Raw genomic sequence first — 15,892 nt, forward strand, 5'->3', positions numbered from 1 at the left:
ATTTACATTTGAAAAAAGAAGAAAACATACGCTCTTTCTGTTATACTTAAACATGATACAGTTACAACTTTATAAATAAGTATGTGAGCCTTTTGTGGAGGTATTTAGATGGCAAGAAAAGGAAAAAGGAAACGGAAAAAATTAAAACAGAAAGTTAAGTTTGAATTACTTGGCTTACTTTTTATCTTTTTAGCAATCTTCGGAAGTGGTGCTTCTGCAATAAGTGATGGTATCATTCCAGGAGGATTAGATTACATTTTCCGTTTTTTCCTAGGTATTTGGTATTTTGTCGCTTCTGTTTTTTTACTCATAACAGGAGTGGTTTTACTTGTAAAACGTAAATATCCCGATTTCACTCATAAAAAAATGATTGGCTTTTATATTTTGTTTGCTGGTATTCTTTTATTAACACATATTTATACGCTTGAACAAGTGGATATGCTAGACCAAGATAGATCAATTATTAAAGTTTCTTGGGATTTATATATATCTTATGTGAATGGGTATGGATCTTCACTGCTAGTTGGTGGTGGAATGGTGGGCGCACTTATTTCAACCTTTAGCTATTATTTATTCTCATCTGTAGGGACAAAGATTGTCGCCTTATTTGCAATGATTGTTGGTCTCATCTTTTTAACTGAATTGTCTGTTGGAGATGTAACGAAAAAAGTCTATCAACAGTGTTTACGTTTTTTTGAGTTTATTAAATCTAAATGGATGATATATCAAGATAAAAAGCGGTATAACAATGAAAATGATAAATTAGATAAAGAAGATGACATTCCTAGTGAATTTACTAATGAACCAGTCATTCGTAATTTTACTGACAACTATACTCAAGATGAAGATAGAGAACCCGAACCTTTACACGTAACAAATGAGAATGAGCGAACAGACAATACCCAAGACCATTCTTTTTCGATGACGGAAAAAGAAAACCATGATTATACCTTACCACCCTTTGACTTGTTAAAGGATCCAGTTCATCAATCACAACAGCGCGAGAAAAGCAACATTCAAAAAACAGTCAAAAAACTAGAACGCACTTTTCACAGTTTCGGTGTACAAGCAAAAGTAACGAAAGTCCATGTAGGACCTGCAGTTACGAAATATGAAGTCTATCCAGGAACAGGTGTTAAAGTGAGTCGGATTGTTAGTTTACATGATGATTTAGCCTTAGCTTTAGCGGCAAAAGATTTGCGAATTGAAGCACCTATTCCTGGAAAATCTGCTGTCGGAATTGAAGTACCTAATCAAGACGTCGCAATGGTTTCTTTAAGGGAAGTATTAGAAGATATTCCAGATAAAAAAGCATCAAAATTATTAATCGGTTTAGGGCGTAATATTTCTGGGAAAGCTGTCGTTGCAGAATTAAATAAAATGCCACACTTATTAATTGCTGGTGCAACAGGAAGTGGAAAAAGTGTCTGTATTAATGGTATCATTACATCTATTTTAATGCGAGCAAAGCCACATGAAGTAAAAATGATGATGATTGATCCAAAAAAAGTAGAACTAAGTATTTATAATGGTATACCACATTTAATTGCACCTGTTGTTACAGATCCAAAAAAGGCTTCACGTGCATTAAAGAAAGTCATTGCTGAAATGGAGAGGCGTTATGAATTGTTTTCAGAAACAGAAACACGTAATATAAAAGGGTATAATGACTATGTACGTAAAAAAATGAAAGATGAAGATGCGACACTCCCATATATGGTCGTTATTGTTGATGAATTGGCAGATTTAATGATGGTCGCTTCCAATGATGTCGAGGCATCTATCACACGATTAGCACAAATGGCACGTGCAGCGGGTATACATCTCATTATTGCAACACAACGTCCTTCTGTTGATGTGATTACAGGTCTTATTAAAGCAAATATTCCATCACGAATTGCTTTTAGTGTATCTTCAGCAACAGATTCTCGCACGATTTTAGATTCAGGCGGTGCAGAGAAGTTGCTCGGACGTGGTGATATGCTTTTTATGCCAGTCGGAGCATCGAAGCCGATTCGCGTTCAAGGTGCATTCTTATCTGACGATGAAGTCAAAAGAGTTGTGGATCATTGCATTGAACAACAAAAGGCTAATTATCAAGAAGAAATGATTCCTGAAGAACACGATGAAGAATTGACTGAGGTAGATGATGAACTATATGAAGATGCTGTTAAACTCGTTTGTGACATGCAAAGTGCAAGTATCTCAATGTTACAACGTAGATTTCGTATTGGATATAATCGGGCTGCTCGATTAATAGATGCCATGGAAGAGCGTGGCGTTGTCGGTCCATATGAAGGAAGTAAGCCTAGAACTGTATTAATTAATAACGAAACGGAAGAAGTGAATATATAAAATTCATATATAAAACAATGACAGTGTGTATGTCGTGTGTTTATACACACTGTCGATTTTTGTTACACTTATGTTTAAATAATTTTAAAAATGTTAACAGATAAATGAAAACTTTATGAAACAATTTATTAAGTATTTATTTATTAATGGTGTAATGGTATATTTATAATAGATTGTTCTCATGTCAGATGTCTGACGACACAAGATTAAGAATGGAGGGTGTTTTTCATGAGTATACGATCTGATTCACGTCATCTCTATTTACAAGTGATTGATAAAATAAAGGATGATATCAGAAAAGGTAAATATAAGCAAAATGAAAAACTTCCTTCAGAGTATGAACTATCTAAGCAATTAGGTGTGTCACGAGCAACGTTAAGAGAAGCATTGCGTATCCTTGAAGAAGAAAATGTGATTACACGTAAACACGGTGTTGGAACATTTGTTAATCCAAAACCACCGTTTACTTCTGGAATAGAACAACTTAGTAGCGTAACGGATATGATTAGACAATCTGGAAAGCAACCTGGTACATTATATTTGACAACGGACATTGTTAAGACGTCAAATATGCTTTCACGTTACTTTCCTAATGAAGAAATGAGAAAAATTGAGCGAGTCCGTACAGCTAATGGTGAACCTATCGTTTTTTGTATCGATTATCTTCCAGAAAATATGATTCCAAGCGAACATATAACTAAAGAAGAGTCGCTGTTTAAATTTTTGGAAAATAATACAACAATAAGCATTGATTATGCTGTTACATATATCGAACCAGTTTCTTATGACGAACGCCTTTATAATATATTAAATTGTCAAAGCCATCAAGGTGTTCTTCTTCTAAAGCAAATGCATTATACAAATGAGGACAAGCCTGTCTTATATTCACTAAATTACTTTCGCTCTGACATGATTCACTTCCATGTCCTAAGAAAGAGAGTATAAGACTTAATCCTTTAAGGAGGTGATATTCGAAAGATTATAGAAGGATGACAATTCTTTTCTTTTTGACAAGGTATTTAAAATACAAGGAGGGTTTAACTATGAAGAAGAAATGGTATTTACTTATCGTAGCACTATTGTCATTAGGCATGGTGTTAACGGCTTGTGGCGGTGGAGATAAAAAAGAAGAGCCAGCAGACAATGCTGAAAAAGGTGAAAAAACAGAGGCAACAGATTTTAAAGCAGCAATGGTGACGGATATTGGTGGAGTTGATGATAAATCATTTAACCAATCTGCTTGGGAAGGTTTAAATGCATGGGGAGAAGAGCATGGATTAAAAGAAAAAGAAAACTTCGATTATGCACAATCAACAACTAAAGCAGATTATATGCCGAATATCACACGTTTAGTTCGTGATGACTATAATATAATTTTTGCTATTGGATTTGAGCTTAAAGAAGATGTTGAAAAGGCTGCAGATCAATACCCTGACACTCATTTTGCTATTGTGGATGATATTGTTGAAAAAGATAACGTGGCAAGCGTTGTGTTTAAAGAGCATCAAGGTTCTTTCTTAGTTGGTGTAGCAGCGGCAATGAAAACAAAAACAAATAAAGTTGGATTTGTTGGTGGAATTGATTCCCCATTGATTAATAAGTTTGAATCAGGTTTTATCGCAGGTGTTAAATCTGTAAACCCTGATATTGAAGTCGATGTTCAATATGCTGAAAGCTTCGGTGCACCAGATAAAGGAAAAATTATTGCTTCAAATATGTATAACAATGATATTGATGTTATCTATCATGCTGCAGGTGGTACAGGTAACGGTGTCTTCAATGAAGCAAAAGATATAAAGAAAAGCGATCCAGAACGTGAAATCTGGGTTATTGGAGTTGACCGTGATCAGCATGAAGAAGGACAAATTGGTGACCATAACGTAACGTTAACGTCGATGGTTAAACGTGTTGATGTCGCTGTTCATGACTTAACGAATAAAGCGATGAACGGAGAACATCACGGTGGTGAAACTCTTGAGTATGGGATTGAAGAAGACGGGATTAGTGTTGCAACAACAAACGAGGATGCTATGACTCAAGACATTATAGACGCAGTTAAGGAATGGGAGAATAAAATCCTTAGCGGAGAAATTGAGGCTCCGAAAACACGTGAAGAAACAGAAGAATTTATTAAAGGTCTTTAATATAGATCGGAAAAGGTTGTATATACAACCTTTTCCGATTAAGTAAGCTGAAAATCCATTATAAAGCATATCGTTCTTGAATGACTACTCGAATGTCTATGTGACGATGTGCAGAATAAAGTCATTAGATCAAATAAATTTATTATGAAAGAAATTTATTTGATCTGGTGATTTTATACACTAGTACAAAACAAAATAAGCTTAATTGCCATAAAGGGGTGATTAAACAGTGGAATACGTCATAGAAATGTTGAATATAACAAAGGAATTCCCAGGTATCGTTGCAAACGATAATATTACACTGCAATTAAAAAAAGGAGAAATTCACGCATTATTAGGAGAAAATGGTGCGGGAAAATCAACTTTAATGAACGTTTTATTTGGATTATATCAACCAGAAAAAGGCCATATTCGTATCCGAGGCCAAGAAGTTGAAATCACGAATCCAAATATTGCGAATGATCTAGGTATTGGGATGGTACACCAACATTTTATGTTAGTAGAGCCTTTCACTGTAACACAGAATATTATCTTAGGAAAGGAGCCTAAAACAAAAACAGGTCGCATTGATATAAAGCGTGCTGAGAAAGAAATCCGTGAGCTATCGGATCGCTATGGCTTAAAGGTTGATCCAACGGCAAAAATACGGGATATTTCAGTCGGTATGCAACAACGTGTAGAAATTTTAAAAACGTTGTATAGAGGAGCAGAAGTACTCATATTTGATGAGCCGACAGCTGTTCTAACACCACAAGAGATAAATGAATTGATGGATATTATGCGATCATTAGTTAAAGAAGGAAAATCAATCATTTTAATTACTCATAAACTGAAGGAAATCTTGCAAGTAGCTGACCGATGTACGATTATAAGACGTGGTAAAGGAATTGGGACGGTTAATGTCTCTGAAACAACTGAAAGTGAATTAGCTTCACTAATGGTAGGACGTGAAGTGAATTTCAAAGTCGATAAACAACCAGCGAAACCGAAGCAAACTGTGTTAAAAATAAATAATCTCCATGTTAGAGATAAACGAAAAGTAGATATGGTAAAAGGACTAGACTTAGAAGTCCGTGCAGGCGAAATAGTCGGTATTGCTGGAGTTGACGGTAATGGTCAATCGGAATTAATTGAAGCCATTACTGGTTTAACACGTGTCCAATCAGGTCAAATACTATTAAATGATCAAGATATAACGAATAAAAGCCCAAGGAAAATTACTGAAAGCGGTCTCGGACATATCCCACAAGATCGTCATAAATTTGGTCTTGTATTAGATTATTCGGTTGGCGAAAATATGGTGTTACAAACATATTATAAAGAGCCTTTCTCCAAAAGAGGAATTTTAAATTTAAAAGAAATATATCGATATGCGAAGAAAATGATCAGTGCTTATGATGTAAGAACACCGGATGCATATACAAAAGCAAGGTCTTTATCAGGTGGTAATCAACAAAAAGCAATTATTGGTCGAGAAGTCGACCGTTCGCCTGATTTGCTCATTGCCGCACAACCAACTCGTGGGTTAGATGTTGGGGCGATTGAATTTATTCACAAAAAGTTAGTCGAAGAGCGTGACAAAGGACGTGCCGTTCTGTTAATTTCATTTGAGCTAGATGAAATATTAGATGTAAGTGATCGTATTGCTGTCATGTTTGATGGTAAAGTTGTTGCTGATGTCAAACCAGAAGAGACCAACGAACAAGAATTAGGTTTACTTATGGCTGGTAGTGAGCTTCAAAAGGCGGGTGAAGGGAAATGACGACAAATCATAAACGATCTGCCATATTAATACCAATTATTTCCGTTTTACTTGGTATCATTGCAGGGGCAATTATTATGCTCGTATCAGGATACAATCCAATCACAGGGTATTCAGCTCTTTTTCGTGGTGCTTTCGGTGATGCTTATGCCATTGGTGAAACGATACGTCGTACAACACCATATATTTTATCCGGATTGGCAGTAGCCTTTGCCTTTCGTGCTAGTTTATTTAATATTGGTGCTGAAGGCCAAGTTATTGTAGGTTGGTTAACGGCTGTATGGATAGGTATAAGTGTCGATGCACCAATGATTATTCATTTACCGCTTGCCATTTTAGGTGCAGCAATTGCTGGTGCAATCTGGGGGTTTATTCCAGGTCTTTTAAAAGCGAAATTAGGCGTTCACGAAGTTATCGTAACGATTATGATGAATTATATTGCTTTGTTTTCAACAAATGAAATTATTCGTAATGTGTTAACAGATCATAAAACAACAACAGAATCTATTAAAGATTCAGCTTCAATGTCTTCTGAATGGTTAAGCAGTATGACATACTATTCAAGACTCCATTATGGTATTTTGCTTGCTTTATTTGTAGCTGTTATTATTTGGTTTATTATTGAACGTACTACATTAGGCTTTGAAATTAAAGCTGTCGGTTTCAATCCACATGCATCTAGATACGCTGGGATGAATGTAAGCAAAAATATCATTCTTGCGATGGTTATCTCAGGAGCACTCGGCGGATTAGCGGGCGCAATGGAAGGTCTAGGAACATATGGAAATATTTCGGTGATGTCTGGTTTCTCAAATATAGGCTTTGATGGTATTGCAGTTGCCTTATTAGGTGCGAATACACCGCTTGGTGTTATTTTAGCTGCTTTACTATTTGGTTCCTTAAAAGAAGGAGCAAATGAGATGCCAACTGGTGCAGGGGTACCAACTGAACTTGTTGATATTATTATTGCGTTAATTATTTTCTTTGTTGCATCAAGTTATATTATTCGCTGGGCCTTACTTCGTTATCAAGGGAGGAAAGCAAAATGATTGACGTATTGCAATCAATAATCCCAACAGCGTTATTCTTTTCAGCTCCATTAATTTTTACGGCATTAGGTGGTGTCTTTAGCGAACGTTCTGGTGTTGTAAATATCGGTTTAGAAGGATTAATGGTTATGGGGGCTTTTGTTGCCGTTGTATTTAACCTTACATTTGCAGACGTATTTGGAAGTTGGACACCTTGGGTTTCAATCGTAATTGCGATGATTGTCGGAGCAATCTTTTCAATAATCCATGCCGTCGCTTCAGTTTCATTTCGAGCAGATCAAGTTGTCAGTGGAGTTGCCATTAACTTCCTTGCGTTAGGTATTGGGATTTATTTAACAAAACAATGGTATGGTAAAGGGCAAACAGACATGGTTGCACAACCATTTTTTACGGTAAATAAGGTTCCAATCCTATCCGATATTCCTGTGATAGGCCCAATGTTTTTTAAAGGAATTTATACAACTTCATATGTTGCTATATTATTTGCCATCGTTGCTTGGTATATTCTATATAAAACACCATTTGGTTTAAGACTTCGCTCAGTGGGTGAACATCCAATGGCAGCGGATACGAATGGAATAAATGTTTATAAAATGCGCTATATTGCTGTTATCATTTCTGGTGCATTAGGTGGATTAGGTGGTGGCGTATTTGCACTTACTATCGCATCTAACTTTTCACAAACAACAATTGTAGGTCAAGGATTTATTTCATTAGCAGCTGTTATCTTCGGTAAGTGGCATCCATTAGGTGCCATGGGTGCAGCTTTATTTTTTGGATTAGCACAAAGTTTAAGTGTCGTTAGTTCAAGTATTCCACTGTTATCAAATGTACCAGATGTCATTTTACTTATCGCGCCATACGTATTAACTATTTTAGCTTTAGCCGGATTTATTGGCCGTGCCGAAGCTCCTAAAGCAAACGGTGTTCCGTATATTAAAGGAAGTAGATAAATTAAATAAAAAATCGACTTGTGTATTGCAAGTCGATTTTTGCTTAGAATAAAGAGAAAGTCTAAAATATTAAATATACATATTTACTTAGGAGGTCGTGCTATGATTCAAGAAACAGAATATGTAACCAATATTAACGGTTATTCATTACACGTAATTCCGACAAAGAAGTTTAAAACAATTCATCTCGTAGCTAAATTTAAAGCTCCTTTAGATCGAAACGATATAACAATACGAGCGCTAATCCCTTATCTTTTAGTACAAGGAACTATGAATAATCCATCTCGTAAAGTTTTAGAAGAAAAGCTTGACGATTTATATGGAGCTATTTTAACAGCAGACAGCAGTAAAAAAGGAAATGAGCATATTATTAGTATTCGATTAGATATGGCCAACGAAAAATATGTAAAATCAACGACGTTTTTTCAAGATGCTCTTCGTTTGTTTTCAGACATCTTATTTAATCCGCATATCATTAATCATGCTTTCCCTAAAGATATATTTCAACGTGAAAAAACAACATTAAGAAATAGGATTCAATCCGTTATTGATGATAAAATGGCTTATGCTAATTTAAGGTTAATTGAAGAAATGTGTGCTGATGAACGTTATCGTATGCCTGCACATGGTTTTTCTGAAGACTTAAATCGCTTGACATCACAAGCTGTTTATCAGTATTATTTAGAAATGTTAATGAAGGATCGTTTAGATATATATGTTTTAGGTGATGTGCATAAAGATGAGATTGTAAATCATTTTTCACGTCTTTTAAGTCGAGAAACAATAATAGAGAATAACTGTCACAACCATAACAAGACAATAGAAGATCGAGTGATCACAACAGTGAAAGAAAAAACATGTACTGAATATCATGATGTTCAACAAGCTAAATTACACATGGGATATCGTACTTTTATAACATATAAAGACGAGTTATATCCAGCTTTACAAGTATTTAACGGTTTATTCGGTGCTTTTCCAAGTTCGAAATTGTTTATTAATGTTCGAGAAAAAAATAGTCTTGCTTATTACGCGGCCTCAAGAATAGAAAGTCATAAAGGATTGTTATTCGTTTTTAGCGGTATTGCCCCTGAGGACTATCTTCCAGCAAGGACAATTATTAATGAACAATTGCAAGCGTTGCAAGAAGGTGATTTTACAGAAAGTGATATTGAAAAAACAAAAAATCTTATTATGAACCAATTGAAAGAAACCTTTGATCACCCTCAAGGTATCATCGAAATGTTATATCAACAAGTTGTTGGTAGAACAAAATTATCACCACAAAAGTTGTTAGAATCTATTCAACAAGTGACAAAAACAGATGTCATTCGTGTCGCGAAATCTATTCAACTCGATACGGTTTACTTGTTAACAAAAGAGGGGATTGAGACCGATGCATAAACAATATTATTCATTAATTGATGAGACGCTTTATTCAGAGAAGCTTGATAATGGGCTTTCTGTCTATTTATTACCACGGCCTTATATGTCTAAAACATATGGAATCTTTACGACAAATTATGGGTCTATAGATAGAACTTTTACTCCGATTGGAAAAAGGCAAAAAATAACTGTCCCTGATGGTGTCGCCCATTTTTTGGAACATAAATTATTTGAAAAAGAAGATCGTGATGTTTTTACTGATTTTAGTAAGTATGGGGCATCTGTAAATGCGTACACATCTTTTACAAAAACAGCTTATCTCTTTTCAGCAACAAGTCATATCAAAAATAATGTCAATATTCTACTTGATTTTGTCCAAGAACCTTACTTTTCGGATAAATCTGTTGAGAAAGAAAAAGGGATTATCGCTCAAGAAATTAAAATGTATGATGATCAACCTAATTGGCGCTCGTTTATGGGCACCATTCAAGCTTTATTTCATATACATCCTATCACAATTGATATTGCTGGCACAGTTAAATCTATTTCATCAATTACGAAAGAAGACTTATACAACTCTTATCATACGTTTTATCACCCAGAAAACATGATACTATTTATTGCTGGTCGATTTGATATTGATGAAATGTTTGAATTGATACAGAAAAATCAAGCTGAGAAGACATTTTCATCCTTTACAAAAATAGATTCAGAATATCCAGAAGAACCGAATCATGTCAAAATAAAAGAACATACAATAATGATGCCTGTTTCAGTTCCGAAATGTACAGTTGGTATTAAAGAATCTCACCAATTATTGCATGGTGAAGCATTTTTAAAAAAAGATTTGTTACAAACAATGTTGTTAGACCATTATTTCTCAGAAGGTGGTCATTGTTATGAGAGGTTATATGATGCGCAGCTAATCGATGATAGTTTTTCATATCAATCAACATTAGATAAAAACTTTGGCTACTCGTTAATTAGTAGTAATACTGAAAATCCTGAATTATTTTCAGAAAAAGTGATAGCGTGCTTAAAGTCAATTAAAGCGGAAAATATAACCGTGGAAGCGCTAGAGAGAATGAAACGAAAAAAAATTGGTCAGCTCTTACGCTCAATGAATTCTCTTGAATATATCGCAAATAATTATATTCATTACACTTTCCAAGGCATAGACTTCTTTAAGATGATCCCAGCTATTCAAGCAATAACACGACAAGATATCGCAGACTTTCTTGAAAATTGGATAGTTGATGAACGGATAGCTATATGTACAATTATGCCACAATGAGGAGAATATAATGGGGAAAAACGTATTAATTATTGGAGCAAGTGGAGATATTGGAAAACAAATCGCAATCACTTTAGGAAAGGCTGGGTATCATCTCATCCTACATTATAATGATAATAAGAAGGCTATCGAGGAAATTAAATCTTTTGTACGAGATGACACAATTTTATCCGTTATACAAGCTGATTTACGAACAGCAGAAAATACTAAAACATTTATAAAACAAATTGTCTTTTCAGTTGATGCGGTTATTTTTGCAAGTGGGAATGCGCATTACGGTCTATTTCAAGATACCCCTGACGAAGTAATGGATACACTGGTGCAGCTCCATATTAAAGTACCTTGGCTTGTTAGTAAATCTTTGTTACCACAAATGATTAAAAGACGAAGTGGCCATATTATCATCATCACTTCTGTATGGGGTGAAGTGGGTGCTAGTTATGAAGTAGCCTATTCATCAGTTAAAGGGGCACAAGTGAGTTTTATTAAAGCATTAGCTAAAGAAGTTGGCTCATCTTGTATATTAGTGAATGGGGTCAGTCCAGGTTGGATTGATACAAAGATAAATGAAGTATCTAATGAAGAGAGAGAACAACTAGAAATGGAAATTCCTCTTCAGCGTCCAGGTTCACCGAGTGATGTGAGTGACCTTATTCAATTCTTGTTATCGGATAAAGCACAGTATATTCATGGGCAAATTATTCGGATAGATGGTGGTTGGCAATAAAATAAAAAATTCCTACCTTCATGATGTATAAACAATTAACAAAATCAAATACTATACACGATTAAATGAAGGAGGAATGAAAAGATGTCTGTATTAGATAATTTCGAAACATGGAAAGATTTTTTATCCAATCGGTTAGAACAAGCGAAACAAGAGGGTATGACTCAAGATACAATTTCCAATATGGCTTATGAAATTGGTGACTATTTAGCTAGCAGCGTCGATGCGAAAAATGATGAACAAGCCATGTTACGTGAATTGTGGAATGCTGCTTCTCGTGAAGAACAAGAGTCTATTGCTAATGCAATGATAAAACTCGTTCAGAAAGGATAAACAGTTTACAAATTAAGAAGCTGGTGAACAGCTTCTTTTTTATCTTTTATAGAAAATCATACAAATTGGTGACATTTATATGACTTTACTTTCATCCATAGCGAAAATCATTTATGATAAATAATAGGATTGCATTTATTAAATTGATTCGTTAACATAAATATAATAGTAGAGTATACCTTTTAAAGGAGAAAACGATGAAAAAAACAGAGTGGTATCTTGAATACGAAATTTTAATTAATCGTCCCGGATTGTTAGGAGAAATTTCATCGCTTTTAGGAATGCTTTCTATAAATATTATCATGATTAATGGTGTTAAACATGCACGAAGAGGATTATTAATTTTAACCAAAGATGATGTCCATATTAAACGGCTTAAAACCATTCTTGAAACAATGGATACCATTCAATTAATTAAATTAAGAAAACCTAAGCTAAGAGACCGTTTAGCAGTCCGACATGGTAGGTATATACAAAGTGATCAGGACGATCGTAAAGTTATTCGTTTTGTAAGGGATGATTTAGGTATTTTAGTTGATTTTATGGCAGAATTATTTAAAACAAACGAACATAAACTTGTTGGAATTCGTGGGATGCCGAGAGTTGGAAAAACAGAGTCTGTTGTTGCCGCAAGTGTCTGTGCCAATAAACGTTGGGTATTTGTATCGAGCACGCTATTAAAACAAACTGTACGCAATCAATTGGTAAAAGGGGAATATAGTCCTGAAAACACTTATATTATTGATGGAATTGTTTCGAAACATCGAGCAAATGAGAAACATTGGCGCTTGATTCGAGAAATCATGCAACTTCCAGCAGTCAAAGTGATTGAGCATCCTGACATTTTTGTCCAAGCTACGGAATATACTATGGAAGACTTTGATTACATTATAGAGCTGCGTAGTCATGAAGAGGAAGAAATAACGTATAAAGATTTAGAGCTTAATCAATTCCCACATGACCATGGATATATGTAGCTGTATTAGGATGGTGTTGTTCATGGAAATCGGAGAAAGATTGAAGGAAGCAAGAAAAGAAAAAAACATTTCTTTAGAGAGCTTGCAAGATATTACCAAGATTCAAAAACGCTATTTAGTCGCTATTGAAGAAGGTAATTTTGACGTTTTACCGGGAAAGTTTTATGCTAGGGCATTTATTAAAGAATACGCCCTCGTTGTTGGGCTTGATCCTGATGAACTTCTAGAAGAATATAAATCACAAGTGCCAACACCGAACGAAGAAGAACAAGTACAATACACACGCCTTAGTCGCTCGCAAAAAGACAGAAGTAAAGGCAATTCAATTTTTTCATTTATACCTACAGTTATCGTTGTTTTACTCATTATTGGGATTATAATATTAGTTTTTTACTTTATGAATCAGAAATCAGATTTACCAACGATAGAAAATGAGAATGGTCAGACAGATGACAATGAGTTTTACGTATCTGACCCAGATGACAAAGATGAAGATGAACAACCTGTTGAAGACGATTCTAATAGTAAAAAAGTCGAACAGAATGACGAAAAAGAATCGACAGATACTGAATCAGAATTAAAATTAGTCGAAACAGGCTCAGGAAATCGTCCTGAATCAACTTTTGAGCTCATTAATCCTGGTGATGAAGTAAAAATATCATTTGAATCAAAAGAAAAAACATGGCTAGAAGTAACCAATACGGCAGGTGAACGCTTATTTTATAATAATTTAACAAATGATTCGTCACCTTTAGAATTAGATGTTACGAATGAAGAAAAGGTTTATTTTCAAGTTGGTTACGCTCCTGACTTGACCATCACCGTCAATGGTAAGGAGTTAGAGTATCCTGTTGATCCAAATGAAGCAGTGACACAAAAAATATGGGTTCATATAGTAGAAGAAAATTGAAACACTATGTTTAAGCCCTTCCCCACGCGGAAGGGTTTTTTAAAGTGATTCTAATAAAAGGAGGAAATTGTACAAATGAATATTCCAAATCGTATTACTTTATCACGAATCTTGTTAATACCAATATTTATCGTTATTATGAGTGTATCTTTTGAATGGGGAGAATGGAAAATTGGTTATGATGTACTTCCTGTCTCACATTTTGTAGCGGCTATTATATTTGCAATTGCATCTTTGACCGATTGGGTTGACGGGTACTATGCAAGAAAGTATCAACTTGTGACAAACTTAGGTAAGTTCCTTGATCCATTAGCAGATAAATTACTTGTATCTGCGGCGCTAATATTATTAGTACAAATTAATTTAGTACCTGCCTGGGTTGTCATCGTCATTATCAGTCGGGAATTTGCTGTTACTGGCTTAAGACTCGTTGCAGCAGGTGAAGGCATTGTCTTAGCGGCTAGTCATCTTGGTAAAATTAAAACAGCAACACAATTAATAGCAATTACTTTGTTGCTACTACATAATTTTCCTTTTTCCTATATAAATTTTCCATTGGCAACTATTATGTTATATATTGCGCTATTTTTTACTGTTTTATCTGGTCTGGACTATTTCATTAAGAATTGGCATGTGATGGAGGATTCGAAATAATGAGTGATTATAAAGCGGAAATTATAGCTGTAGGTACTGAACTATTACTCGGACAAATTGCTAATACAAATGCTCAATGGATTTCCAAACAATTAGCGGAAAATGGTGTTAATATTCATTTTCATCAAGTCGTCGGTGATAACTTAGCACGGGTTAGTCAAACGTTTTTGGAAGCACAAGAGCGTTCTGATATTATTATTGTTACGGGTGGACTTGGACCGACAGACGATGACTTGACACGGGAAGCCTTCCAAATGATTAGTGGATTAAATCTCGTTATACATGAACCTTCTTTAAATAAAATTCATGATTATTTTAAAAAACATGATTCAGAAATGACGTCAAATAATATAAAGCAAGCGCGTGTGTTTTCTGGAGCACATGTCTTAACTAATCAAATTGGTATGGCACCAGGTATGATTGTTGAATTTAAAGGTAAATCATGGATCTTTCTACCAGGTGTTCCAAGCGAAATGATGCGTATGTTTTCAGACGACGTTATACCGTATATTAGTGAACGAACAGGTCAAACACATTTGATTAAGTCGATGATTTTGCGTTTTATCGGAATTGGTGAAGCAAAGCTAGAATATGAATTGCAAGATTTAATTCGTAAGCAAACAAATCCAACAATTGCGCCATTGGCTCAACAAGATGGATTAATTATCCGCTTAACTGTAAAAGCAACATCAAATGATGAAGCAAATGAGCTTTTAGAGCAATGTAAAGGGCAAATCTTGCAACGAGTCGGTGACTTTTATGTCGGGTCAGATAATGAAACAGTCGAAAAGAAAGCATTGTTTATGTTAAAGCAACATAAAAAAACAATCGCTGCAGCAGAAAGTTTAACAGGTGGTAAGTTTACTGAAACGCTTATCTCTGTTCCAGGAGCATCAGAAGTTTGTAAAGGCGGTATCGTATGTTATGATGCAGAGGTTAAACGGAATATACTGGGCGTCTCACTAGAAACATTGCAAAACGAAGGAACAGTAAGCCAGGCTTGTGCGATTGAATTGGCACAATCTATTTTAAAATTATTAAAAACAGATATTGGTATTAGTTTTACTGGGGTTGCTGGTCCACATACATTAGAAGGAAAACCAGCTGGAACAGTTTTTATAGCTATCGCAAATAAACAAGGTAAGTTTCTTGTTAAAGAGCATTTATTTACCGGGGACCGTGAAGCAATCCGAAGAAAATCAGTACGAAAAGGATATGACATGCTTTTCAAATTTTTAAAAAGAGAGCACTGAAAAATTGAATAATTAAGTTATTATTGATTAAAATTGCCTATTTCTATATATTTTTTGCCTTAAAAACACAAGAACATTCATTCGGTTTTTTCTTG

The 15,892-nt window shown here is 34.8% G+C and carries 14 protein-coding genes; all 14 read left to right on the top strand.

Annotated features, from left to right (window positions below; translation table 11 throughout):
• Positions 1 to 108 precede the first annotated feature (108 nt).
• Positions 109 to 2,355, top strand: a complete 2,247-nt coding sequence (locus tag HNQ35_RS05505) for an FtsK/SpoIIIE family DNA translocase (protein ID WP_146935789.1) — start codon at positions 109 to 111, stop codon at positions 2,353 to 2,355.
• A gap of 228 nt (positions 2,356 to 2,583) precedes the next feature.
• Positions 2,584 to 3,300 (top strand): GntR family transcriptional regulator, encoded by a 717-nt coding sequence (locus HNQ35_RS05510; RefSeq protein ID WP_146935791.1) that lies wholly within the window; start codon positions 2,584 to 2,586, stop codon positions 3,298 to 3,300.
• A 98-nt stretch (positions 3,301 to 3,398) separates the two neighbouring features.
• Positions 3,399 to 4,499 carry a BMP family lipoprotein gene (locus HNQ35_RS05515; RefSeq protein ID WP_146935793.1) on the top strand — a complete coding sequence of 367 codons (1,101 nt, stop codon included), beginning with the start codon at positions 3,399 to 3,401 and terminating at the stop codon, positions 4,497 to 4,499.
• Between the two features lie 229 nt (positions 4,500 to 4,728).
• A complete protein-coding gene (locus tag HNQ35_RS05520; protein ID WP_146935795.1) occupies positions 4,729 to 6,261 on the top strand; it encodes an ABC transporter ATP-binding protein in 1,533 nt (510 codons plus the stop codon).
• Positions 6,258 to 7,310, top strand: a complete 1,053-nt coding sequence (locus tag HNQ35_RS05525; RefSeq protein ID WP_146935797.1) for an ABC transporter permease — start codon at positions 6,258 to 6,260, stop codon at positions 7,308 to 7,310. Before HNQ35_RS05520 ends, HNQ35_RS05525 begins: the two co-directional genes overlap by 4 nt.
• Positions 7,307 to 8,263: an ABC transporter permease gene (locus HNQ35_RS05530; protein WP_146935799.1), complete on the top strand. Its 957-nt coding sequence runs from the start codon at positions 7,307 to 7,309 to the stop codon at positions 8,261 to 8,263. Before HNQ35_RS05525 ends, HNQ35_RS05530 begins: the two co-directional genes overlap by 4 nt.
• A gap of 102 nt (positions 8,264 to 8,365) precedes the next feature.
• Positions 8,366 to 9,667 (top strand): EF-P 5-aminopentanol modification-associated protein YfmF, encoded by a 1,302-nt coding sequence (gene yfmF, locus HNQ35_RS05535; RefSeq protein ID WP_146935801.1) that lies wholly within the window; start codon positions 8,366 to 8,368, stop codon positions 9,665 to 9,667.
• The gene (gene yfmH, locus HNQ35_RS05540) at positions 9,660 to 10,943 is read left to right on the top strand and encodes an EF-P 5-aminopentanol modification-associated protein YfmH (protein WP_146935803.1); all 1,284 of its coding nucleotides are present in this window, start codon (positions 9,660 to 9,662) and stop codon (positions 10,941 to 10,943) included. Before yfmF ends, yfmH begins: the two co-directional genes overlap by 8 nt.
• A gap of 10 nt (positions 10,944 to 10,953) precedes the next feature.
• Entirely contained in the window at positions 10,954 to 11,670 is a 717-nt protein-coding gene (gene ymfI, locus HNQ35_RS05545; RefSeq protein WP_146935804.1) for an elongation factor P 5-aminopentanone reductase, read from the top strand.
• An 84-nt stretch (positions 11,671 to 11,754) separates the two neighbouring features.
• Entirely contained in the window at positions 11,755 to 12,003 is a 249-nt protein-coding gene (locus HNQ35_RS05550) for a DUF3243 domain-containing protein (protein WP_146935806.1), read from the top strand.
• A 197-nt stretch (positions 12,004 to 12,200) separates the two neighbouring features.
• Positions 12,201 to 12,980: a YmfK family protein gene (locus HNQ35_RS05555; RefSeq protein WP_146935808.1), complete on the top strand. Its 780-nt coding sequence runs from the start codon at positions 12,201 to 12,203 to the stop codon at positions 12,978 to 12,980.
• A gap of 22 nt (positions 12,981 to 13,002) precedes the next feature.
• The gene (locus tag HNQ35_RS05560) at positions 13,003 to 13,890 is read left to right on the top strand and encodes a helix-turn-helix domain-containing protein (RefSeq protein ID WP_146935810.1); all 888 of its coding nucleotides are present in this window, start codon (positions 13,003 to 13,005) and stop codon (positions 13,888 to 13,890) included.
• Between the two features lie 75 nt (positions 13,891 to 13,965).
• On the top strand, positions 13,966 to 14,544 hold the full coding sequence (gene pgsA / locus HNQ35_RS05565; RefSeq protein WP_146935812.1) for a CDP-diacylglycerol--glycerol-3-phosphate 3-phosphatidyltransferase: 579 nt from the start codon (positions 13,966 to 13,968) through the stop codon (positions 14,542 to 14,544).
• Entirely contained in the window at positions 14,544 to 15,797 is a 1,254-nt protein-coding gene (locus tag HNQ35_RS05570; protein ID WP_174771658.1) for a competence/damage-inducible protein A, read from the top strand. Before pgsA ends, HNQ35_RS05570 begins: the two co-directional genes overlap by 1 nt.
• Positions 15,798 to 15,892 lie beyond the last annotated feature (95 nt).

The sequence above is a fragment of the Cerasibacillus quisquiliarum genome, assembly GCF_014202495.1.
Lineage (GTDB): Bacteria > Bacillota > Bacilli > Bacillales > Amphibacillaceae > Cerasibacillus > Cerasibacillus quisquiliarum.

Bases quoted from the DNA above. Each gene is read 5' to 3' on its own strand.
- HNQ35_RS05510 (WP_146935791.1), top strand. From the start codon at position 2,584: ATGAGTATACGATCTGATTCACGTCATCTCTATTTACAAGTGATTGAT.
- HNQ35_RS05525 (WP_146935797.1), top strand. From the start codon at position 6,258: ATGACGACAAATCATAAACGATCTGCCATATTAATACCAATTATTTCC.
- HNQ35_RS05505 (WP_146935789.1), top strand. From the start codon at position 109: ATGGCAAGAAAAGGAAAAAGGAAACGGAAAAAATTAAAACAGAAAGTT.
- HNQ35_RS05530 (WP_146935799.1), top strand. From the start codon at position 7,307: ATGATTGACGTATTGCAATCAATAATCCCAACAGCGTTATTCTTTTCA.
- HNQ35_RS05560 (WP_146935810.1), top strand. From the start codon at position 13,003: ATGGAAATCGGAGAAAGATTGAAGGAAGCAAGAAAAGAAAAAAACATT.
- ymfI (WP_146935804.1), top strand. From the start codon at position 10,954: ATGGGGAAAAACGTATTAATTATTGGAGCAAGTGGAGATATTGGAAAA.
- pgsA (WP_146935812.1), top strand. From the start codon at position 13,966: ATGAATATTCCAAATCGTATTACTTTATCACGAATCTTGTTAATACCA.
- HNQ35_RS05515 (WP_146935793.1), top strand. From the start codon at position 3,399: ATGAAGAAGAAATGGTATTTACTTATCGTAGCACTATTGTCATTAGGC.
- yfmH (WP_146935803.1), top strand. From the start codon at position 9,660: ATGCATAAACAATATTATTCATTAATTGATGAGACGCTTTATTCAGAG.
- HNQ35_RS05570 (WP_174771658.1), top strand. From the start codon at position 14,544: ATGAGTGATTATAAAGCGGAAATTATAGCTGTAGGTACTGAACTATTA.
- HNQ35_RS05555 (WP_146935808.1), top strand. From the start codon at position 12,201: ATGAAAAAAACAGAGTGGTATCTTGAATACGAAATTTTAATTAATCGT.
- yfmF (WP_146935801.1), top strand. From the start codon at position 8,366: ATGATTCAAGAAACAGAATATGTAACCAATATTAACGGTTATTCATTA.
- HNQ35_RS05550 (WP_146935806.1), top strand. From the start codon at position 11,755: ATGTCTGTATTAGATAATTTCGAAACATGGAAAGATTTTTTATCCAAT.